This window comes from Roseobacter sp. MH60115, from assembly GCF_015644665.1.
Classification (GTDB): domain Bacteria; phylum Pseudomonadota; class Alphaproteobacteria; order Rhodobacterales; family Rhodobacteraceae; genus Roseobacter.
In genome coordinates this window covers 743,049-762,065 of sequence record NZ_JADOBQ010000002.1, presented here as the reverse complement: position 1 = coordinate 762,065, position 19,017 = coordinate 743,049, and the positions used below count along the sequence as shown (strand labels likewise).

Annotated in this window: 21 protein-coding genes; 8 read left to right on the top strand and 13 right to left on the bottom strand. The window is 61.2% G+C overall.

Annotation, left to right across the window (positions count from 1 at the left end):
- Positions 1-1,185 carry a biopolymer transporter ExbB gene (locus ISX84_RS09350; RefSeq protein WP_195820059.1) on the bottom strand — a complete coding sequence of 395 codons (1,185 nt, stop codon included), beginning with the start codon at positions 1,183-1,185 and terminating at the stop codon, positions 1-3.
- 76 nt (positions 1,186-1,261) lie between these two features.
- Positions 1,262-1,792: a gamma-glutamylcyclotransferase gene (locus ISX84_RS09345; RefSeq protein ID WP_195820058.1), complete on the bottom strand. Its 531-nt coding sequence runs from the start codon at positions 1,790-1,792 to the stop codon at positions 1,262-1,264.
- Between the two features lie 66 nt (positions 1,793-1,858).
- Here ISX84_RS09345 and ISX84_RS09340 point away from each other — a divergent pair, with 66 nt between their 5' ends.
- The gene (locus ISX84_RS09340; RefSeq protein WP_195820057.1) at positions 1,859-2,863 is read left to right on the top strand and encodes a DUF2125 domain-containing protein; all 1,005 of its coding nucleotides are present in this window, start codon (positions 1,859-1,861) and stop codon (positions 2,861-2,863) included.
- On the opposite strand, the gene ISX84_RS09335 is transcribed toward ISX84_RS09340, so the two are convergent.
- From ISX84_RS09335 to ISX84_RS09320, 4 genes are all read right to left on the bottom strand, one after another.
- Positions 2,860-3,660, bottom strand: coding sequence for an extensin-like domain-containing protein (locus tag ISX84_RS09335; RefSeq protein WP_195820056.1), 801 nt, complete (start codon positions 3,658-3,660; stop codon positions 2,860-2,862). The two genes, ISX84_RS09340 and ISX84_RS09335, sit on opposite strands and share 4 nt — an antisense overlap.
- Positions 3,657-4,577, bottom strand: coding sequence for a prephenate/arogenate dehydrogenase family protein (locus ISX84_RS09330; protein ID WP_195820055.1), 921 nt, complete (start codon positions 4,575-4,577; stop codon positions 3,657-3,659). The genes ISX84_RS09335 and ISX84_RS09330 overlap by 4 nt, the downstream gene beginning before the upstream one ends.
- Positions 4,574-5,659: a histidinol-phosphate transaminase gene (gene hisC, locus ISX84_RS09325; RefSeq protein ID WP_195820054.1), complete on the bottom strand. Its 1,086-nt coding sequence runs from the start codon at positions 5,657-5,659 to the stop codon at positions 4,574-4,576. The genes ISX84_RS09330 and hisC overlap by 4 nt, the downstream gene beginning before the upstream one ends.
- A gap of 214 nt (positions 5,660-5,873) precedes the next feature.
- Positions 5,874-6,635: a VPLPA-CTERM sorting domain-containing protein gene (locus ISX84_RS09320; RefSeq protein WP_195820053.1), complete on the bottom strand. Its 762-nt coding sequence runs from the start codon at positions 6,633-6,635 to the stop codon at positions 5,874-5,876.
- Positions 6,636-6,819: 184 nt separating this feature from the next.
- Between ISX84_RS09320 and ISX84_RS09315 the strand changes: the two genes are divergently transcribed.
- A complete protein-coding gene (locus ISX84_RS09315; protein ID WP_229884193.1) occupies positions 6,820-7,440 on the top strand; it encodes a class I SAM-dependent methyltransferase in 621 nt (206 codons plus the stop codon).
- 60 nt (positions 7,441-7,500) lie between these two features.
- Here ISX84_RS09315 and rpsD read toward each other — a convergent pair whose 3' ends face one another.
- Positions 7,501-8,121 carry a 30S ribosomal protein S4 gene (gene rpsD / locus ISX84_RS09310; protein WP_195820052.1) on the bottom strand — a complete coding sequence of 207 codons (621 nt, stop codon included), beginning with the start codon at positions 8,119-8,121 and terminating at the stop codon, positions 7,501-7,503.
- Between the two features lie 132 nt (positions 8,122-8,253).
- On the bottom strand, positions 8,254-8,832 hold the full coding sequence (locus ISX84_RS09305) for a DNA-3-methyladenine glycosylase I (protein ID WP_195820051.1): 579 nt from the start codon (positions 8,830-8,832) through the stop codon (positions 8,254-8,256).
- Between the two features lie 133 nt (positions 8,833-8,965).
- Here ISX84_RS09305 and ISX84_RS09300 point away from each other — a divergent pair, with 133 nt between their 5' ends.
- The 5 genes from ISX84_RS09300 (at position 8,966) to yddG (ending at position 14,144) form a co-directional block, all read left to right on the top strand.
- The gene (locus tag ISX84_RS09300) at positions 8,966-9,808 is read left to right on the top strand and encodes an EAL domain-containing protein (RefSeq protein ID WP_195820050.1); all 843 of its coding nucleotides are present in this window, start codon (positions 8,966-8,968) and stop codon (positions 9,806-9,808) included.
- A 165-nt stretch (positions 9,809-9,973) separates the two neighbouring features.
- Entirely contained in the window at positions 9,974-11,149 is a 1,176-nt protein-coding gene (locus ISX84_RS09295) for an acetyl-CoA C-acetyltransferase (protein ID WP_195820049.1), read from the top strand.
- Positions 11,150-11,288: 139 nt separating this feature from the next.
- Positions 11,289-12,011, top strand: a complete 723-nt coding sequence (phbB, locus tag ISX84_RS09290) for an acetoacetyl-CoA reductase (protein ID WP_195820048.1) — start codon at positions 11,289-11,291, stop codon at positions 12,009-12,011.
- A gap of 307 nt (positions 12,012-12,318) precedes the next feature.
- The gene (locus tag ISX84_RS09285; protein ID WP_195820047.1) at positions 12,319-13,263 is read left to right on the top strand and encodes a transcriptional regulator GcvA; all 945 of its coding nucleotides are present in this window, start codon (positions 12,319-12,321) and stop codon (positions 13,261-13,263) included.
- A complete protein-coding gene (gene yddG / locus ISX84_RS09280) occupies positions 13,260-14,144 on the top strand; it encodes an aromatic amino acid exporter YddG (protein ID WP_195820046.1) in 885 nt (294 codons plus the stop codon). The genes ISX84_RS09285 and yddG overlap by 4 nt, the downstream gene beginning before the upstream one ends.
- Here the strand turns inward: yddG and ISX84_RS09275 are convergent.
- From ISX84_RS09275 to ISX84_RS09265, 3 genes are all read right to left on the bottom strand, one after another.
- Complete coding sequence (locus ISX84_RS09275) at positions 14,125-14,289, bottom strand: YdcH family protein (RefSeq protein WP_195820045.1); 165 nt, start codon at positions 14,287-14,289, stop codon at positions 14,125-14,127. The genes yddG and ISX84_RS09275 overlap by 20 nt on opposite strands.
- A 111-nt stretch (positions 14,290-14,400) precedes the next feature.
- Positions 14,401-15,141 carry a tRNA1(Val) (adenine(37)-N6)-methyltransferase gene (locus tag ISX84_RS09270; RefSeq protein ID WP_195820044.1) on the bottom strand — a complete coding sequence of 247 codons (741 nt, stop codon included), beginning with the start codon at positions 15,139-15,141 and terminating at the stop codon, positions 14,401-14,403.
- Positions 15,138-15,353, bottom strand: coding sequence for a putative signal transducing protein (locus ISX84_RS09265; RefSeq protein WP_195820043.1), 216 nt, complete (start codon positions 15,351-15,353; stop codon positions 15,138-15,140). Before ISX84_RS09265 ends, ISX84_RS09270 begins: the two co-directional genes overlap by 4 nt.
- Before the next feature lie 55 nt (positions 15,354-15,408).
- Between ISX84_RS09265 and ISX84_RS09260 the strand changes: the two genes are divergently transcribed.
- Positions 15,409-16,410 (top strand): polyprenyl synthetase family protein, encoded by a 1,002-nt coding sequence (locus ISX84_RS09260; protein WP_195820042.1) that lies wholly within the window; start codon positions 15,409-15,411, stop codon positions 16,408-16,410.
- Here the strand turns inward: ISX84_RS09260 and ISX84_RS09255 are convergent.
- Both ISX84_RS09255 and ISX84_RS09250 read right to left on the bottom strand, forming a co-directional pair.
- Positions 16,403-17,308, bottom strand: a complete 906-nt coding sequence (locus ISX84_RS09255) for a 4-(cytidine 5'-diphospho)-2-C-methyl-D-erythritol kinase (protein ID WP_229884192.1) — start codon at positions 17,306-17,308, stop codon at positions 16,403-16,405. The two genes, ISX84_RS09260 and ISX84_RS09255, sit on opposite strands and share 8 nt — an antisense overlap.
- Complete coding sequence (locus tag ISX84_RS09250) at positions 17,295-19,004, bottom strand: tetratricopeptide repeat protein (RefSeq protein WP_442800616.1); 1,710 nt, start codon at positions 19,002-19,004, stop codon at positions 17,295-17,297. The genes ISX84_RS09255 and ISX84_RS09250 overlap by 14 nt, the downstream gene beginning before the upstream one ends.
- Positions 19,005-19,017: the final 13 nt, after the last annotated feature.

Below are 19,017 nucleotides of genomic sequence, written 5' to 3'. Positions count from 1 at the left end.
TTATCCATCCCCTGCGAGGGTCGTGTTACCGCTGCGGGGCCGTTTCCCGCGCATCGCTTCCGCCAACCGGGAGATGTCCATGCGCAGTTCGGCCATGCTTTCCTGACGCCCGGCGGAGATTTCTTCGAGAATGCGCAGCATCTGAACGTCGATGGACCGCAGGCGCATGCGGCTCTCTGCATCAATCCCGTCGCCCTGCCCCTGATTTTCAAGCGCGGAAATCAGCCGTTCCTGCCCCGCAGCGACCCGTTCAAGGGCCGCGCTGGCCGGATCCATGCCGTCCATCTTCTGTGTCATACGCTCAATGGATCCCGCCAGGGTGCCGAGGTTTTCGTTGATCTCGGACCGGCTGACATCGGAATGCTGGAACATCTCCTGCAGGCGCTCCATCTGTTCCACCATGTGCTCAACCACACTGGCAAGCACACCCTGATCTCCTGCCGCCTCGTCGCCCGAGGTAAAGCCGACGCGGGTGATGGAACTCAACCACTCTTCCAGTTCGCGGTAAAACCGGTTTTGACCATGCCCGGCAAAGAGCTCCAGCAGCCCCACGATCAGAGACCCTGCAAGACCAAGGAGCGAGGAGGCAAAGGCGACGCCCATCCCGCCGAGCTGCGCCTCAAGCCCGGTCATCAGACGGTTGAAGACCTGCACCCCGCCTTCGCCATCCTGCGGTGCGAGGCTGCGGATGGTGTCCACGACCGCCGGAACCGTCGTGGCAAGGCCGTAGAAGGTTCCCAAAAGGCCCAGGAAAATCAACATGTTGACGATGTATCGCGTGATTTCGCGTGCTTCATCGATACGGGTTGCCACTGAATCGAGGATCGACCGGGTCGAGGTTGCGCTGACCTGCATGCGCGCCCCGCGCGACCGCAACAGCGAAGCGAGCGGCGCCAGAAGCTGCGGTGCCTGAATACTCGTGTCCTGGGTGTCGGAGGCAAATCGTTCGATCCAGCGCACCGAACCGATCAGTTGAAACACCTGATAGAAGCAGGCCAGCACCCCGATGAAAAAGACGAAAATGATGAAGCCGTTCAGATAGGGGTTCGCCTCGAAAACCGGCAGCACGCGGGGCAAGGCCAGAAAACCGCCAAAGCCGGAAAGGGCCAGCACGATCAGCATCAGCGAGATTTGCCGCACCGGTTGCGAAAAGACCGGTCTCGCCTCTTGGTTGGGCCACGCCATGCGCAATTGCTCCCCGCGCTTTATTCTTCTGCTCTGGCGGCAGCTTACACTGAAAACCAGCGCAAGCGCCAAGGATTTATGCGCTCAGATGGCGCACCCGCTGGCTCAGCCATTCAAGGTCGGGATCATGCAGACCGATCTCTGTCAGATGGCTTGCCGTATTGTAGAGATATTCGGTGTTCGGCCCCATGCCACCGGCCGCGCGGGCGATGATCTGCGCCTGCTCTTCCAGCGGCATGCCCCCACAATACTGGCGGTGCTCGCGGTTGATGATGTAGGCCAGCGCCTGTACCCGACGTCCGTCCACCAGATCGACGTCCAGTTCCCGTTCAAGGTAAGCCGAAGAGATCAACTCGCGCTCACGCAGGTAGGTCAGTGTGGCCTCCTCTGCACCCGCCCGCACGGCGAGGGCCACACCCTCACAGGCATGGGCGGGTTCCTCATCCAGGGCCAGCACAAGACCCGGATCGTCTTCGGTGCCGCGATGGTGAATGGACCACATGCAGAAGGATCGCGAATAGCCGGGCAGCTTGGCCACCACCTGCTCGGCCACGTCAAATCCGGGGTTCCACAACAGGCTGCCGTAGCCGAATACCCACATCGTCATCTTACTGGTTCTCCTTGGCTGCATTGCGTAAACCTCAAATCAACGGAAAACGCAAAGAGGTCTGCGATGCGTCGGGTGATTTGGGCGGCCTTGGTTTTGGCACTGATCTGGGGTGGCTGGTGGATCTGGGCGGCGCAGGCCGCGCGACAGGCAACAGAGCAGTGGTTCGCAGATCGCCGCGCGGAAGGCTGGCAGGCCGATTTCGGCGGTTTGGATGTCTCCGGCTTTCCGCTGCGGTTCGACGCCGTGATGACGCTGCCGGCACTTGTGGACCCCGAGACCGGCGTGGCGGTGACCACCAGCGGCGTCACCTTCTCCGCTCCCGCATGGTGGCCCGGTGACGTGACGGTGCGACTGCCGCAGGATCCGGTCACCTTCGCCAGCCCGGAGGGCCGCGCCACCCTGGACATGGATCAGGCCGTGGCACATTTGCGCCTGAAACCCGGCAGCGCATTGGACCTCGAAGCGGCGCAGGTCACCTCCGGTGCATGGTCGCTGAGCGCGCATATGGGGGATGTTCTTTCCGCCGCCGATCTGAACGTCTCCGTGCAGCAGGTCGCGGCGGGCCAGGCCAGCTATACCGTTGCCCTGAACGCCGCCGGTCTGCAACCCGGCACGGTGCCGCGTACGGCCTTGCGCGTTCCGACAAACTGGCCACTGACATTCGACAAGTTTGCGCTGGACATGCAGGTTGCCTTCGACCGGGTTTGGGACCGTCGCGCCATCGAGGTTGCGCGCCCGCAACCCCGTAGCCTCCGGATCGACCTGGCCGAGGCCGCGTGGGGGGATCTGCAGCTGCGTGCCGCCGCAGATCTGACCATCGATGCGCAGGGCACACCGGAGGGCACCCTGTCCCTGCAGGCCCGCAACTGGCGGGAGATGCTCACCCTGGCCGAAGCCGCCGGCGTGCTACCGTCTGCCGTGCGGCCTCAAGCCGAAAGCGTGCTGTCCGCTCTCGCTCAGGCCACGGGCGATCCACGGTCCATTAATGTGGACCTAACGCTCAGGAAAGGTCTGATTTTATTGGGGTTTGTGCCACTGGGCCAAGCGCCGCAGCTGGTTTTGCGTTAACGGCAGTAGGTACCGCTGCGGTACCGCGCCGTATCGAAGTGAAAGTGGTCGCGGTGAAACCTATCGGCATTCGGCCCCAGAACCGTCCCGAACGGCCCGCAGGCATCGCGGTGCATCCGGCGCAGGGCCTGGCTGCTGCCCCGCGCGGTCCAACCCTTGAGAACGGAGATGGTCGAGCCATCTCGCAGCCGAAACCCCGAGATATCGATGGCGCGCCCCTTGCCGTGCTCGGAAATCCGCGCGCCTTTCTTGTTGTTCCGTGTCCGACAGGCGTAATGCGCCGCCACCCGCAGGCCCGCGACCCCGCCACCGGATGTGCGGAGCGTGGGTTTCACCGACCCTTCGATCCACGTCTTCAACGCCTGCGCCGTGCCACAGTCCATGATCGCCCGCTGGCTGAGCGTCACGTCAGACACCGATTTCACCCGCACGGCCTGCGTCACCCCGCAGCCGGAAATCCTGCCCGGCACGCGACCGATAACGTCGCCCTGAATATCGGGATCACCACACACCGCGCCTCTTGCGCGCAATTTCTGGTGCTGACGTATGAGTCTACGGACGGCCCGGGTGCGTTTCTGGGGTCTCAGCGATGTTCTGGGAGCATTGCCCCGCACCATCGTGACCTGTGCCTCAGGCGAACGGGCGGGAGAGGTGATGGCCCCGGAAGGGTCCAGATTGACGGGAAGTGCCCCGCCTGCGGTTGACCCCGGGCGGCCCACAGGCCGTTTGGAGGTATCGGGCACCTCAGCAAGCGCAACACCGGCAATGACCGTGAAAAGAAGCACCCAGGCTTTCACGAGGATTTCTTTGCCCGTCCGAAATCGGGCGCGTCCGTGTCCTGCCCCGCCTCGATGATGCCCCTGCGGATCGCACGGGTGCGAGTGAAGTAATCGTGCAGATGATCGCCGTCGCCGGTGCGAATGGCGCGCTGTAACGCGAACAATTCCTCCGTAAAGCGCCCCAGAATTTCCAGTGTCGCATCCTTGTTGGTCAGGAACACATCGCGCCACATGGTCGGGTCACTGGCGGCGATGCGGGTAAAGTCGCGAAATCCGGCGGCGGAATACTGGATGACCTCGCTGTCGGTCACGCGGCGCAGGTCGTCCGCCACGCCCACCATCGTGTAGGCAATCAGGTGCGGCGCATGGCTGGTCACGGCGAGCACCAGATCGTGGTGATCCGCCTCCATCTCTTCGACGTTGCTGCCCAGGCCTTCCCAGAGCGCGCGCAGTCGCGCAACGGCCGCCGGGTCTGAGCCGGGCACCGGCACCAATAGGCACCAGCGGTTGTCAAAAAGCTCCGCGAAGCCGGATTCGGGGCCTGAATGCTCGGTTCCGGCAAGGGGATGGCCGGGGATGAAATGAACGGTGTCGGGCAGATGTGGTGCGACATTCTCGATCACATCCCGCTTGACGGAGCCGACATCGGTAACGGTCGCGCCGGGTTTCAGGCTGTCTGCAATTTCGGCTGCAATCGCACCCATGACGCCCACCGGCACGCAGAGGATTACGAGATCGGCACCTTCCACGGCATCGGCGGCACTGTCGCACACGCGGTCACATAGACCGATGCGGCGGGCAGTGTCGCGGGTCTCGACGCTACGGGCATAGCCCGTCACCTCGCCCGCAAGCCCGCCCCGCTTCATGGCCCAGAACATTGAGGAGGCGATCAACCCGAGCCCGATGAGGGCCACCCGATCATAGATCACGCTCATGCCGCGCCCTTGAAGTTCGCAAGCGCGTCGAGCACGCGCGTGACGTCTTCGGCCCGGCCCACGGTGATCCGTAGCGCCTCGGGAAAGCCGTAGCCTTTCACGAGACGCACGAGAATGCCCACCGACTTTAGATGCGCATCTGCGGCCAGTGCCTCATCCTCATCGGCAAAACGAGCCATCACGAAGTTGGCCTGACTGTCATCGCAGGCAATACCAAGCTGGCGCAGCCCGCCGACAAGCCGGGCGCGCTGTTCCGCGTTCTCTGTCAGGCAGGTCTCTACAAAACGGCGGTCGTTTACCGCCGCCTCCGCCCCGGATAGCGCGACGCTCGACATGTTGAAGGGCCCCCGAATACGGTTGAGCACGTCAATGATGTCCCGGGATGCATAGCCCCACCCGACGCGCAGCCCCCCAAGCCCATAGAGCTTGGAGAACGTGCGGGTCATCACCACATTGGCGCGCGCTGTGACAAGGGAAGCGCCACCATCATAGCCGTCGAAGAACTCCGCATAGGCACCATCCAGAACCAAGAGGCAATTCTCGGGCACCGCGTCCGCCAGTCGGGTAAGCTCTACCCTATCCAGCGCCGTGCCCGTGGGATTCGCCGGGTTCGCAATGTAGATCAGGCGTGTCGCTTGTGTGATCTTCGCAATCAGCGCATCCACGTCGACGCGGCGGTCTGTTTCAGGGGCCACCACGGGCGTCGCTCCGGCGGAAAGCGCGAAGATGCGGTAGAGCGAAAACCCGTGCTCTGTGTAGAGCACCTCATCCCCCGGCCCGGCAAAGGCCATGGCAAGCAGCGTCAGGATTTCATCAGAACCCACACCACAGATGATCCGCTCCGGCGCTAACCCATGCACCTCCGCGATGGACTGGCGCAAACGCGCATGGTCGGTCGAGGGGTAACGATGCAGCTTCAGGGCAGCGTCCGCGACCGCCTCCGCAGCCTTGGGGCTGGCGCCAAAAGGGTTCTCGTTGGAGCTCAGCTTGAGCGGATCGGCCTGCCCGTCAATCTGGGAAGCACCGCCCTGGTAAAGGGCGATATCCATTATGCCGGGTTGTACGCGGATTGCAGTCGTCATGGGGTCATCTCCTGTCCGGCGGACATTAGCGATGTGCCGCACGCTGTGCCACCGTCAAAGTTACCGCCCTCCGCATAAGCGCCCCATCCGCTCCGCATGGCAACAAAAAGGGGCCCGACTGTGCGGACCCCTCTTCATATTCTGGCGATCACCCCGCACCTCGAGAGGTGTCGGGTCTGTACAGGAACCCTACCTGACGGCAGCGTCTCGGTGGTCAGGCCTTGCGCGCTTTGGCCTTGCGGCGGCCAGCCCAGCCAAGCCCGCCCACTGCGGCCCCCAGCAGTAGAGCAGATGCAGGCAGCGGCACCGGGTCAGGCTGGTTGTTATCGTCAACGGAAGTGACCGCAATGCCATCGATGGAGAAGCCATCGTTCAGCTTGTATCTGTCGCCGCCGGACGTGAAGAAATTGCCCAGAACGATTTCCGCAGAGGACACCGCCTGACCGAAATCGATCTCTACCGTGCGTGCGTTGCCGTTAGGCAGCCTGCCGCCAGTGCGCAACTCCTTGGAGATACCGCCAGCGACGATGCGCAGGAAGGCGCCCTGGTCACTGCCGTCGTTCAGGACAAAGGACAACCGGTTGAACAATCCGCCCGTGCTGACCGCCCAGTTCATGCCCCAGGTGTCGTTGCTGTCCAGGAACCACGATCCGCCCTGCGGGACCGTGTTCTTGCGGCCAAAGACCTTGCCGTCCCGCAGCGCGAGCTCTGTACCGGTGCCGATCACGGACCCGCCCGAGCCTGTGCCGCCCAGCGTCTTGAATGTGCCCACGGAGGTGGAAAGTGCGGGACCAACCTCGCCCTCGCCTTTGGACCCACCCAGCCGCTCGAAATCTTCTCCGACATTGCCCGGCGCCCCGAAGCCACCGTTGTAGGTTGCCGTATCGAAGGTCGAGACTGTGATTGTCGCGGCACTGGCACCAAAGGTGCTGGCCAGGGTTAGAACGGCTGCAAGAGCCACCTTGTTGATACTCATTACGCACTCCATAAAATTTTTACTGTATTTTCAAAGTTCCAGTTATGTTCCCGCTGCCTTTCGGTCAAGCGGAGAACCGCTCAACAGACTGTTTCCAACGTAACGTAACTTGATCGATTTGCCCGGCTGACCTCCCTTGGACGGCGCCCTTTTCACCCCACCTCATCCATGCGAGAAACATGCCATGGAACATGTTGGTTCGGGCCCTGAAGATCCTTACGAAGCTGTTGCGCCAAATTGGTCCGACAAGATGCGGGTTTTGGGCTATTACGACGGCTATCTGGGGTTTCTGTCGGATCGCAGACCCGACCTGCCCGCGCGCATCGAGGTGATCGACATCGGGACCGGGACCGGCGCCATGGCCGAGGCCTGGACAGCCCTGCACGGCGCGCCTGACCGGATGGTGCTGCTGGATCGCTCGCCGGCGATGCTGAAATTTGCCAAAGGCGCATTGGCGCAGCGCGGGGTCAACTCCGAAACCTGCGATATCGGTCTTGAAGAGGCCCGGCTGGGTTCGTTTGACGTGCTGCTTGCCGCCCATGTCATCGAACATTTCGACGATCCGCTCAGCGCACTTAAGGCGATGCGGTCGATGGCGCGCCCCGGGGCGCGGCTGTGGATGTCCGTCTCCAAGCCCCATTGGTGCAACGTGATCATCTGGCTGCAATGGCGGCACCGGACATTTCGACCGCGGGAAATCGACGAGCTGTTGCGGGCTGCGGGTTTCGCCGTCGAGGCGCATTACAGCTTTCCCGCCGGACCGCCGTCGAGGACCAGTTTCGGCGTTGTTGCACGGGCAGTCTGAGCAAAAAGAAAGCCGCGTCGGACGTGCGACGCGGCTTTCTGAAACGGCTTGGGAAAAACCTTAGTTTTTCGCGTAGAATTCGACGACGAGGTTCGGTTCCATCATCACCGGGTAGGGCACGTCGCCCAAGGCCGGTGTGCGCACGAATTTCGCGGTCATTTTGGAATGATCGGCCTCGATGTAATCCGGCACGTCACGCTCAGGCAATTGTGTCGCTTCGAGCACGACGGCGATCTGTTTGGAGCGGTCGCGGACTTCGATCACGTCACCTTCCTGCACGCGGTAGGACGGGATGTTGACCTTCTTGCCGTTCACTTTCACGTGGCCGTGGTTCACGAACTGGCGTGCCGCGAAAACGGTTGCAACGAATTTGGAGCGATAGACGACGGCGTCCAGGCGACGCTCCAGCAGACCGATCAGGTTTTCACCGGTGTCGCCTTTGACACGCTCGGCTTCGGCGTAGATGCGGCGGAACTGCTTTTCGGTCAGGTCGCCGTAGTAGCCCTTGAGCTTCTGCTTGGCGCGCAGCTGAATGCCGAAATCGCTGAGTTTGCCCTTGCGGCGCTGACCGTGCTGGCCGGGGCCATATTCGCGGCGGTTCACCGGGGATTTCGGACGGCCCCAGATGTTTTCGCCCATACGGCGGTCGATTTTGTACTTGGCAGACGTGCGTTTGGTCACGGCTGATCTCCTTCTAAAGATGCCCAGACGGGCGTGAAGGGCGTTGTCCTCTGGCTTGCGCCTGACAGGCTGTCCCTTGCGGGGGCCACCAACACCAATGAAACCGCGCTTATACTTTGCAAAAAGGCAGAGTCAACGCCCCTTTACCGCCATATCCGTAACGGCCCTGTGACGCGGGCAGGTCACCAGATGATCATTGACCATACCGACCGCCTGCATGAAGGCGTAGACGATTGTCGGCCCGCAGAATCGAAAGCCTGCCTTCTTGAGGTCCTTGGAGATTTGCGTGGAAAGCGGCGTGAAGGCCGGGACCTCTTCCAGTGTCCGCCATTGGTTCTGCAGCGGCGCGCCATCCACATAGGTCCACAAAAATCTGTCGAACCCCTCACGCGCTTCGATCTCCTGCCAGACACGAGCATTGCTGATCGTCGCCTCGATCTTGCCCCGGTGGCGTATGATACCGGGGTCCGCGAGCAAGGTCTCGATCTCACCTTCGCCCCAGCCTGCAATCACATCTGGATTGAACCCCGCGAAGGCAGCGCGAAAATTCTCCCGCTTTTTCAAAATGGTAAGCCAGCTCAACCCGGCCTGAAATCCATCCAGAACCAGTTTTTCCCACAGCGCACGACTGTCATACTCGGGCACGCCCCAATCCGTATCGTGGTATTCAAGATAGATTTCTTCTGGCCCTGCCCAACCGCACCGCTCCATCGGGTTTTCCTTTTGTTTACGTTAGTTTTCAATCGATTAAAGCACAAATCAAATTAGAACAAAATGAGAATATTTACGCGATTTTAGGATGTGTGGTCATAGAGTGACGCAACCACTTCAATGCGAGGGCATGATGGCCGGACCGAGAAAAAAGCGATTTGCGGACGTGCCGCCAGGCGCGGAAAACCCTCTGCAGTTCGCCCTGTCCCAGCGCGACAGGAACACCGTGGACATGGTTGCAGAGGCCATCAAGCACAAACAGGTTCTTCTGGCCTTCCAACCGGTCATGCAAGCCCGCGCGCCCGACAAGGTGGCCTTTTACGAGGGCCTGATCCGTGTTCTGGATTCAACGGGCCGTGTCATTCCGGCCAGCGACTTCATGGACACAATCGAGAATACAGAACTGGGCCGTCAACTTGATACGCTGGCCTTGGGTTTGGGGCTGCGGGCCCTGAACGACAACCCGGGGCTGAGGCTTGCAATCAATATGTCCGCGCGCTCCATCGGGTACCGCCAGTGGAACCGCACGCTGGATCGCTGGCTGAGCCGCAACGCCATGATTGCCGAGCGGCTGATCCTGGAGATCACGGAAAGCTCGGCCATGCTGGTGCCGGAGCTGGTGGTGGATTTCATGGACCGGTTGCAGATCGAGGGGATCAGCTTTGCCATGGATGACTTTGGCGCGGGTTATACAGCGTTGCGCTACTTCAAGGACTTCTATTTCGACATTCTCAAAATTGACGGTCAGTTCATCCAGGGGATCGCATCCGACCCTGACAATCAGGCGCTGACGGCGGCGCTGGTCTCCATTGCACGCCACTTCGACATGTTGACCGTCGCCGAGTTCGTCGAAAACAAGGAAGATGCGGAAACACTCATCGGGCTCGGTGTGGACTGCCTGCAGGGTCATTACTTTGCCGCTGCGTCAACGCGTCCTCATTGGCTGCGCAACGTCGAAAAACAAAAAGCCGTCTGAGATGCAGGCCATCCGAGGGCCAGACCTGCTGCGACGCGCCATTTGGTTGCTGCCCTTACGTGAATAGTCTATGGACCGAACCATTGAAGGTGAGGGGTCAGGGCCCTGAAAACCAAGGCCCGGCGAGAACGCCCCTTTTCCAGAACTGGCAAAGGACCAATCCATATGACGAATGTCGTTATCGCATCCGCAGCACGCACCGCCGTTGGCAGTTTTGGCGGATCTTTCGCAACCACGCCCGCCCATGACCTTGGTGCCGCAGTTTTGAAAGAAGTCGTGGCACGTGCAGGCGTCGATGCTTCCGAAGTTTCCGAAACCATTCTGGGTCAGGTGCTGACCGCAGCGCAGGGCCAGAACCCGGCGCGACAAGCGCATATCAATGCCGGCCTGCCACAGGAAAGTGCGGCCTGGACCATCAATCAGGTCTGTGGCTCCGGTCTGCGCGCCGTTGCCCTGGCAGCACAGCACATCCAGTTGGGTGATGCATCGATCGTCGCCGCGGGGGGTCAGGAAAACATGACACTGTCCCCTCACGCTGCCTCGCTGCGCGCTGGCCACAAAATGGGCGATATGAAATACATCGACACGATGATCCGTGATGGTCTCTGGGATGCTTTCAACGGCTATCACATGGGGCAAACTGCGGAAAATGTTGCCGAAAAATGGCAGATCGGCCGCGAGCAGCAGGACGAATTCGCCGTTGCTTCGCAGAACAAGGCCGAAGCGGCCCAGAAAGCCGGCAAGTTTGCGGATGAGATCATGGCCTTCACGGTCAAGGGCCGCAAAGGCGATACCGTGGTCGATCAGGACGAATACATCCGCCACGGCGCAACGGTGGAAGCTATGCAAAAACTGCGCCCCGCCTTCACCAAGGACGGTTCGGTCACGGCAGCAAATGCTTCTGGCTTGAACGATGGCGCAGCGGCCGCGCTGATGATGACAGCGGATGAAGCCGAAAAACGCGGCATTGAGCCCCTGGCGCGCATTGCGAGCTATGCCACCGTTGGTCTCGACCCGGCCATCATGGGCGCGGGTCCCATCTTTGCCAGCCGGAAAGCGCTGGAAAAAGCCGGGTGGAAGGCCGAAGACCTCGATCTGGTCGAAGCAAACGAGGCCTTCGCGGCGCAGGCTTGTGCCGTCAACAAGGACATGGGCTGGAACCCGGATGTGGTGAACGTGAACGGCGGCGCCATTGCCATCGGTCACCCGATCGGCGCATCAGGCGCGCGTATTCTGAACACGCTGCTGTTCGAAATGAAGCGCCGCGATGCCAAGAAAGGCCTTGCGACCCTGTGCATCGGCGGCGGCATGGGCGTTGCCATGTGCCTTGAGCGCCCCTGATTCAGATCAAGGCGGCGCAGCATCGCGCCGCCTAAACACTCCAAAAACACCTGCTTGCTGGATTTACTTGCGCAATATTGTTGCGCAACCTGAAATCAATCCGTAACAAGATTATCAGAAACACGAAGGAGAATCCCACATGTCCCGCGTCGCACTTGTCACTGGAGGCAGCCGAGGCATCGGTGCCTCTATTTCCAACGCCCTGAAAGATGCCGGCTACACCGTCGCTGCCACCTATGCAGGCAATGACGAGGCAGCCGCCAAGTTCACCGATGAAACAGGCATCAAGACCTACAAATGGAACGTGGCCGACTATGACGCGTGCAAAGAGGGCATCGCGGGCGTCGAAGCCGACCTTGGCCCCATCGATGTCGTCGTGGCAAATGCCGGGATCACCCGGGACGCGCCATTCCACAAGATGACGCCGCAGCAGTGGCAGGAAGTCATCGACACCAACCTGACGGGCGTCTTCAACACGGTGCATCCGATCTGGCCCGGCATGCGCGAGCGCAAGTTCGGTCGGGTGATCGTGATCAGCTCGATCAACGGTCAGAAAGGCCAGTTTGCGCAAGTGAACTATGCCGCGACCAAAGCCGGCGATCTGGGGATCGTAAAGTCATTGGCGCAAGAGGGCGCGCGCGCAGGCATCACCGCCAACGCAATCTGCCCGGGCTACATCGCAACGGAAATGGTTATGGCGGTGCCAGAGAAGGTACGCGAATCCATCATCGGGCAAATTCCCGCCGGACGGCTGGGCGAACCTGAAGAAATTGCGCGCTGCGTTGTGTTCCTCGCCTCGGATGATGCGGGTTTCATCAATGGCTCGACCATTTCCGCGAATGGAGCACAGTTCTTCGTCTGACGTCTTCACATCCAGAATGAAGAAAGGGCCGGTGATGATCACCGGCCCTTTTCACATCCCGTAAGATCGCTGCAGTCGATCAGCGGGAAGAGTGAAACAGCCAGTTCCAGGCATCTTTCATCGCTTGTGCCCGCTCTTCGTGAGCGCGCTGCATGGCGTTGCGGGTGTCGCTGTTTGTGGTAGCTTCGAACATGGCGTTGCTCCTTGCGTGCATAAACTCAATTGATCTGAGACATATATGGCATGCGCTAACGAAGCCGACAAACGAGACTTTCCATCCACTCACTTAAGCTGTACTTAACTGAATATGATCGACCGCCTGCCACCTCTGACTGCTTTGCGTGCCTTCGACGCGGCAGCACGGCACATGTCCTTTGCCAAGGCGGCAGAAGAACTCTCCGTGACACCGGCTGCGCTGAGCTTTCAGATCAAGTCCCTTGAGGAACACCTTGGCGCGCCCCTCTTCAGGCGTTTGAATCGCGCCGTGGAACTCACCGAAGCAGGCGTGGCGCTGGCACCAGGGGCCCAGGATGGGTTTCAGACACTGGCGAATGCCTGGCGCGCAGCACAACGCCTACAGGACAGCCAGTCCCTCACGATCACCGCCGGGCCGGCATTCACCGCAAAGTGGCTGGCCCCACGGCTCTACGAGTTTGCCCAGGCGCATCCAGAAATCGAATTGCGCTTCTCAGCCTCTCTCAAGATCATGGACTTCGGACGTGATGCCATTGACGTGGCCATTCGGTTTGGGCGTGACAAGGATGAGGATCTCTACAGCGTGCCCTTGGCGGAGGAATGGGTTGCGCCGGTTATGACGCCTGCTCTCGCCGAAAGGTTTCCGGACGCACAAAGCCTGGTCGAGGCGCCGCTGATCTTTGACGATTCGATCAACTTTCTATACCCGCGGTGTGACTGGAAGGCATGGTTTGCCGAGATGGGTATCGATTTTGATCCAACGCACGGGCCCCATTTCAGCCAGGCGGATCACGCCGTGGATGCGGCCCTTGCCGGGGTCGGTGTGGTGCTGGGACGGCGCGCTCTGGTGGTCAAGGATATCGACGAAGGCCGTTTGGTCACCCCTTACGGCATGGCCCTGTCCACCGGCGCCAGGTTTCGCTTTCTTTGTCCGAAAGGCACTGAAAATCGTCCGCAGGTCAAAGCGTTCCGCGAGTGGATGCTGCGCGAAATCAGCAAGACGACCTATATCACCGACAGCCTGCGCGTCGTGACTGTAGAAGACCCCCTTCCATGACGAGAATGCGCGCAACGCTGATCGGATTTGTCGCGGTGATCCTTTGGGCCCTGCTTGCGCTGCTGACCGTCGGGTCCGCGCCGACGCCACCGCTGTTGCTCAACACCATATGTTTCACCATCGGTGGCACCTGCGGCTTGATCTGGACATATCATTCGGGCGGGTTTGCGATGCTGCGATCTGTGCCCTTACGCGTCTATATCTCTGGTACGCTTGGGCTTTTTGGCTACCACGCGCTCTATTTCTCTGCCCTGCGTCTCGCACCGGCTGCCGAGGCAGGGCTCATCGCCTACCTTTGGCCTTTGTTGATCGTCATCCTGTCCGGTCTGCTGCCCGGCGAAGAAGTGCGCAGAGGTCATCTCATCGGCGCGGCCATCGGCTTCACAGGCGCAGCGCTGATCATCTCGGGCGGCGGCAGTGGTTTCCGCATCGACTATCTGCCCGGCTATGGGCTGGCGCTGATCTGCGCACTCACCTGGTCGAGCTACTCGGTGCTTTCCCGTTTGGTGGGCGACGCGCCGACACAGTCCGTCACCGTGTTCTGCTTAGGGGCAGCCGCCCTGTCCCTGCCGCTGCACCTGATATTCGAAGACACGGTTTTCCCACAGTCCGCTCTGGGCTGGAGTGCAACGCTTCTGCTTGGCCTCGGCCCCGTGGGGCTGGCCTTTTTCGTCTGGGACATCGGCGTCAAACAGGGCGATATACAACTCTTGGGCGCTGCGTCCTACGCGGCCCCCTTGTTATCGACCTTGGTGCTTGTCATGGCTGGCGTTGCCCCGTTGTCGGCGACATTGGGCATCGCGGCGATTCTCGTGACTGGCGGCGCAATGATCGCGGCGCGCGCCAGTCTGCGTAAAAATGCTAGCTCGACAGGCGCGTGATTTCTTCTTTGAGACGGAGTTTCTGCTTTTTCAGGTCTGCGATTGCAAGATCATCGATGCCGGGGGCGCGTTGGGCTTCTTCTACGGCTTCGCTCAGGGACTGATGCTTCTTCTTCAGCTGATCGACATGTGCAGTAACGCTCATTCATTCCTCCTGTGTGCAACGGTATGGCGTTCAGTTGACCACACCTTGTGAATCAAGTCACGCCGCATAGGCAGCATGCGCATGATACCCGTTAAGATTGTATTAATGTGCTTAAAAATCAAGTGCGGCGCCATCCCGCAGGACCGATTTGACCCGTGGGACGTAGCTGTCAGCGTCGCTTTCGTGACGCGCGCCCTTGTGAAGAATCAAGGGCGGATGCAGTTTGAATGCCCCGCGCCCGTTCTTACGCGCACGCACGATGACCAGCTCCGCCAGCCGCCCCACGCGCGGGCTCAGCGGCAAAACCTCGATGCTGCCCATCCCGTTCGGCAGCGCACCGAGGGTGTCCGGAAGACGTTCTGCGCGATGAATGATATGCACGTATCCCTTCGGTTTCAGCCGTTTGGCCGCGGCCTTCACCCAATCCGCCAAGGGTGTCGTTTCGCCAAGGGCCGCCTCGCGCCCGGCGTTGCGGGCGCTGCCGCTGGCGCTCCGGTCAAAATACGGGGGGTTCGTGATCACATGATCGAATTGCCGCTGCCGCAGCTCAAGCGGTAGCGCGTTGATATCGGCAGTGACAACTTCCAGGTCGCCCCCTCCGTTTCGCCGCGCAAGGGCTGCGTACTCCGGTTGCATTTCCACACCCGTCAGCGCCAAACCGGGCACACGCGCGGCGAGGCATAAAGCCGCAGCCCCCACACCGCAGCCCAGATCGAGCACCGATTGCCCCGCCCGAGCTGGCACACTGGCGGCCAGCAATACCGGATCCACCCCGGCGCGATAGCCCAATCGAGGCTGATATAAGTGCAGCCGCCCGCCCAGAAATGCATCCCGGGTCAGGTCCGGCGTCATTTGCCCAGTGGGATGTCGTTGTCGTGCATGACCCGTGTCGCGACATCGTGATCGTCGGTGCGTACCATGAGCCTGCGGGGGAAGATTCCGATGCCACCTTCGAGCACGCTCATATTTACGTCCAACTCAAAGCAGTCTATATCCTCGCCTTGGAGAAGGGCCGTGGCAAAGGCGATGATCGTCGGGTCTGTGCTGCGCAAAAGTTCCTTCATATCAGGGATGTAAGGGCAAGCTGGCGGTGATGTCGAGCCTGCAGTTGGGAAGTTGATGCCGAAGACCGAGAATTCGCAGAAACCGCATGATCGAATGGCCGCCTTTCTGGCTGCTGACCTTGAGGCGGTGAACGCACTGATCCGCGCCAGAATGGCCTCTGAACATGCGCCGCGCATTCCCGAAGTCACCGCCCATCTGGTCGAGGCGGGCGGCAAGCGGCTGCGCCCCATGCTGACGCTGGCGGCGGCCCACCTTTGCGGCTACGACGGGCCGTACCACATCAATCTGGCGGCAACGGTGGAGTTCATTCACACCGCGACCCTGCTGCACGATGACGTGGTCGATGAGAGCGGCCAGCGGCGCGGGCGGCCAACCGCCAACCTGCTGTGGGACAATAAATCATCGGTGCTGGTGGGCGACTATCTCTTCTCCCGCAGCTTTCAGCTGATGGTGGAAACCGGATCGCTGCGCGTGCTCGACATTCTCTCCAACGCGTCTGCGACCATCGCGGAAGGGGAAGTGCTGCAACTGACGGCCAGTCAGGATCTTGCTACCACCGAAGCGGTCTATCTTCAGGTGGTCCGTGGCAAGACAGCGGCCCTGTTCTCGGCGGCAACCGAAGTTGGCGGTGTGATCGCAGACGCGCCGGATGCGCAGGTGCGCGCGCTCTACGAATATGGCGATGCTCTGGGCGTGGCCTTCCAGATCGTCGACGATCTTCTCGATTTTCAGGGTGATGCAGGGGCCATCGGCAAGAACATCGGAGATGACTTCCGCGAGCGCAAGCTGACCATGCCGCTCATCAAGGCGGTCGCAAAAGCGGATGCCGAGGAGCGCGCCTTTTGGGAGCGCACCATCGAAAAGGGCAAGCAGACCGATGACGACCTCGGCACGGCCAGGGCCTTACTGGACAAGCATGATGCGCTCACCGAGACAGCAGAGGCGGCACGAAGCTGGGCGTCCAAGGCAAAAGCTGCCATTGCGCCTCTGCCCGACCATGAGATCAAGGAAATGCTGAGCGATCTGGCGGATTACGTGGTCGAACGGATCAACTGAGCCGGGGCTGTGCCCGCTCATTCTGCGAGCCCAGCTCCGTCGGTTTGACCCACCACTCCGGTTGATGGCGCGCGATGGCGGCTGCCGCCTTTTGCGCTGCCGCCAGTGTCGGGAAAAGACCGAAACAGGTAGCACCCGACCCGGACATCCGGGAGAGCAGGCAGTCCGGCTGCGTGGAAATCGCTGCTTTCACGACATCAATCATCGGTTCAAGCTGCGACGCTGCAGGCTCAAGATCGTTCCGCTGTCCGCGCAACCAGTTGGCCAGATCGCGGGTGCCGTTGAACGTGGGAAGATCTCGGGGCATGGGCGCGTTTTGCCGCGTCGTCATCGCCTTGAAGACAGCCGGCGTGGCAACTTCGCGGCGCGGGTTCACCAGCACCGCAGGCAGCGCTGGCAGTAACGCAACGGGTGTGATCTGTTCGCCAATGCCGCCAATACGCGCAGCCCTGCTGGTCAGACACATCGGAACATCCGCGCCCAGCTTCAGCAGTGTCTCGGGCGTGGGGATCTGAATGTCCGCCTCTCTGGCGACGGCGGACAGGGCGCGATACGCGGCGGCAGCATCTGCAGACCCGCCGCCAATCCCCGAAGACACCGGCAACTCCTTGGTCAGGTGAAACGCCGCACCCGGAAGGTGATCAAAGAGGTCCGCAACCTGCAAGATGAGATTTGAGGCGTCCTCGGGCAGTGTCGCGGCCTCTGAACCCTGCATTTTCAGGGAAAACCCATTGTCCATCTGCACGCCCAACTGGTCACCCACCGTTGCAAAGGCGACAAGGCTGTCCAGCAAATGGTACCCGTCGGCCCGCTGGCCGACGACATGCAATGTCAGATTGATCTTGGCAGGTGCAAAGACGTCCACAGAATGTGGCAGGCGGGCCTCAGTCCCTGGCAACTTGCAGCGGCTCCGCGCCCTCTTCGGCCAGCACGGCGTCGAGACCGACTTCAAGCTTGCGTCGAATCCGCTCGGGCTTGGCTTCGCTCATCGGATCAGTCTCATCGACAAAAGACAGCGCGCGCGCCCACTGGAATTCCGCCTCGCGTTTGCGGCCAACGGCCCAATAGACATCGCCAAGGTGATCGTTCACCACCGGATCGACGGCCATCAGCTCGACCGCCCGTTCCATGTGCGGCAGCGCCTCATCGTAGCGGCCCAGACGGTAGAGCGCCCAGCCCAATGAATCGATGATGTATCCGCTGTCCGGGCTCGCCGCGGCCGCGCGCTCGATCATCTCCAGCGCTTCATCCAACTTGATCTGTTTCTCGACCAGCGAATAGCCGAGGTAGTTGAGCACTTGCGGCTGGCCCGGGTTGATCTCCAGGGCCGCGCGAAAATCCGCTTCGGCAGCCTCCCAGTTGCCCAGCCGTTCATGGCAAATCGCACGGGCGTAGTAGAGGAACCAGCTTGGTCCGCCCCGATCTTCGACCAGGGCCGCCGCCTTGTCATAGGCAACAACGGCCTCGGCAAAACGGTCCTGCTGGCGCTGCGCGTCGCCCAGTGCCGAATGAACGGTCGCCAGATGCCCGTGGCTGCGCGCCAGCTGTTCCAGTACCTCGATCGAGGCTTCGGGTCTGTCCGAGCGGCGCAATGCTTCGGCCCGGCCAAGCTCGGCAGCGTGGTAGGCGGGATCGTTTGCCGGAACCCGCTTGTAGACAGCAATGGCCTGAGCGTATTGCTCAAGCGTTTCAAAGAGATCCGCGGTCAGAAGCAGCCCGTCCACGTGATCAGGCCGCAAGGTCAAGGCAACCTGGGCATAGAGGATCGTGTATTCCGGGCCCGCCTCGCTGCGCAGGGCAGCCGCCACAGAGAAAAAGACCTCTGCAAAGCCATCCCGCACGGAGGTGATGTGCCGGAAAGGAACCGGCGTATCCCCGTTCAACGCCTCGATCACCTGTTCGATTTCGGGATCGGTGGCGCCGTTGAACATCCGCTGCAGCAATTCCAGCGCCTCGGCATCCCTGTCCAGTTGCGACAGGATTTCCGCACGCGCCAGAACCCCACGGCGTGTCTGCACCACGGCACCTGCCGTATCGGCGCTGAATATCTCTTCGGCTCCTTCGAAATCCCCGACAGAGGCCAGCGCCATCGCCTTATGATAGAGCGCAAACCCCTGCAGCCCCGGTTCTTCAGAGATGCTGTCAAAGGCGGCCAGCGCGTCATTCGCCCGCCCCGCCCCCATGAGGGCCCAGGCCTTGATCAACCCGTCCACAAGGGGGCCGACACCTTCACCCTCGGGCGTCGTCGCCAACAGCCCCTCGTAATCCTCCTCGAGGATCATGTTCGCCGTCAGCACCAGCTGCGCGATCTGGCTGGGCTGGCCGAGGTTCAGCAAGGCTTCGGCCACGGGCAGGGCGCGATCTACGCGCCCCAGGGCCAGTTGTGACACGACAACGCTTTCCATTATGGCAGTGTTGCGAGGATCACGCGCCAGCGCTTGCGTAAAATAGGAGGCGGCCTGCTCGAAATCGCTTTGCATTGCGGCGGATCGCGCCGCCAGATATGCGCCGGCGTTGGATTGCGCAGAGACCGGCGCTGCAATCGTCAGCGATAGTGCAAGTACTGCGGCGGAGGTCATCAATCTGTGAAGCACGGTTGCTCTCTCA

Coding starts and splice junctions, on each gene's coding strand:
- yddG (WP_195820046.1), top strand. CDS start 13,260: ATGACGAGAATGCGCGCAACGCTGATCGGATTTGTCGCGGTGATCCTT.
- ISX84_RS09320 (WP_195820053.1), bottom strand. CDS start 6,635: ATGAGTATCAACAAGGTGGCTCTTGCAGCCGTTCTAACCCTGGCCAGC.
- ISX84_RS09350 (WP_195820059.1), bottom strand. CDS start 1,185: ATGGCGTGGCCCAACCAAGAGGCGAGACCGGTCTTTTCGCAACCGGTG.
- ISX84_RS09265 (WP_195820043.1), bottom strand. CDS start 15,353: ATGAAGGAACTTTTGCGCAGCACAGACCCGACGATCATCGCCTTTGCC.
- ISX84_RS09295 (WP_195820049.1), top strand. CDS start 9,974: ATGACGAATGTCGTTATCGCATCCGCAGCACGCACCGCCGTTGGCAGT.
- ISX84_RS09260 (WP_195820042.1), top strand. CDS start 15,409: ATGCCGAAGACCGAGAATTCGCAGAAACCGCATGATCGAATGGCCGCC.
- ISX84_RS09340 (WP_195820057.1), top strand. CDS start 1,859: ATGCGTCGGGTGATTTGGGCGGCCTTGGTTTTGGCACTGATCTGGGGT.
- ISX84_RS09345 (WP_195820058.1), bottom strand. CDS start 1,792: ATGACGATGTGGGTATTCGGCTACGGCAGCCTGTTGTGGAACCCCGGA.
- ISX84_RS09330 (WP_195820055.1), bottom strand. CDS start 4,577: ATGAGCGTGATCTATGATCGGGTGGCCCTCATCGGGCTCGGGTTGATC.
- hisC (WP_195820054.1), bottom strand. CDS start 5,659: ATGACGACTGCAATCCGCGTACAACCCGGCATAATGGATATCGCCCTT.
- ISX84_RS09270 (WP_195820044.1), bottom strand. CDS start 15,141: ATGACGCCGGACCTGACCCGGGATGCATTTCTGGGCGGGCGGCTGCAC.
- ISX84_RS09300 (WP_195820050.1), top strand. CDS start 8,966: ATGGCCGGACCGAGAAAAAAGCGATTTGCGGACGTGCCGCCAGGCGCG.
- ISX84_RS09305 (WP_195820051.1), bottom strand. CDS start 8,832: ATGGAGCGGTGCGGTTGGGCAGGGCCAGAAGAAATCTATCTTGAATAC.
- phbB (WP_195820048.1), top strand. CDS start 11,289: ATGTCCCGCGTCGCACTTGTCACTGGAGGCAGCCGAGGCATCGGTGCC.
- ISX84_RS09285 (WP_195820047.1), top strand. CDS start 12,319: ATGATCGACCGCCTGCCACCTCTGACTGCTTTGCGTGCCTTCGACGCG.
- ISX84_RS09275 (WP_195820045.1), bottom strand. CDS start 14,289: ATGAGCGTTACTGCACATGTCGATCAGCTGAAGAAGAAGCATCAGTCC.
- ISX84_RS09315 (WP_229884193.1), top strand. CDS start 6,820: ATGGAACATGTTGGTTCGGGCCCTGAAGATCCTTACGAAGCTGTTGCG.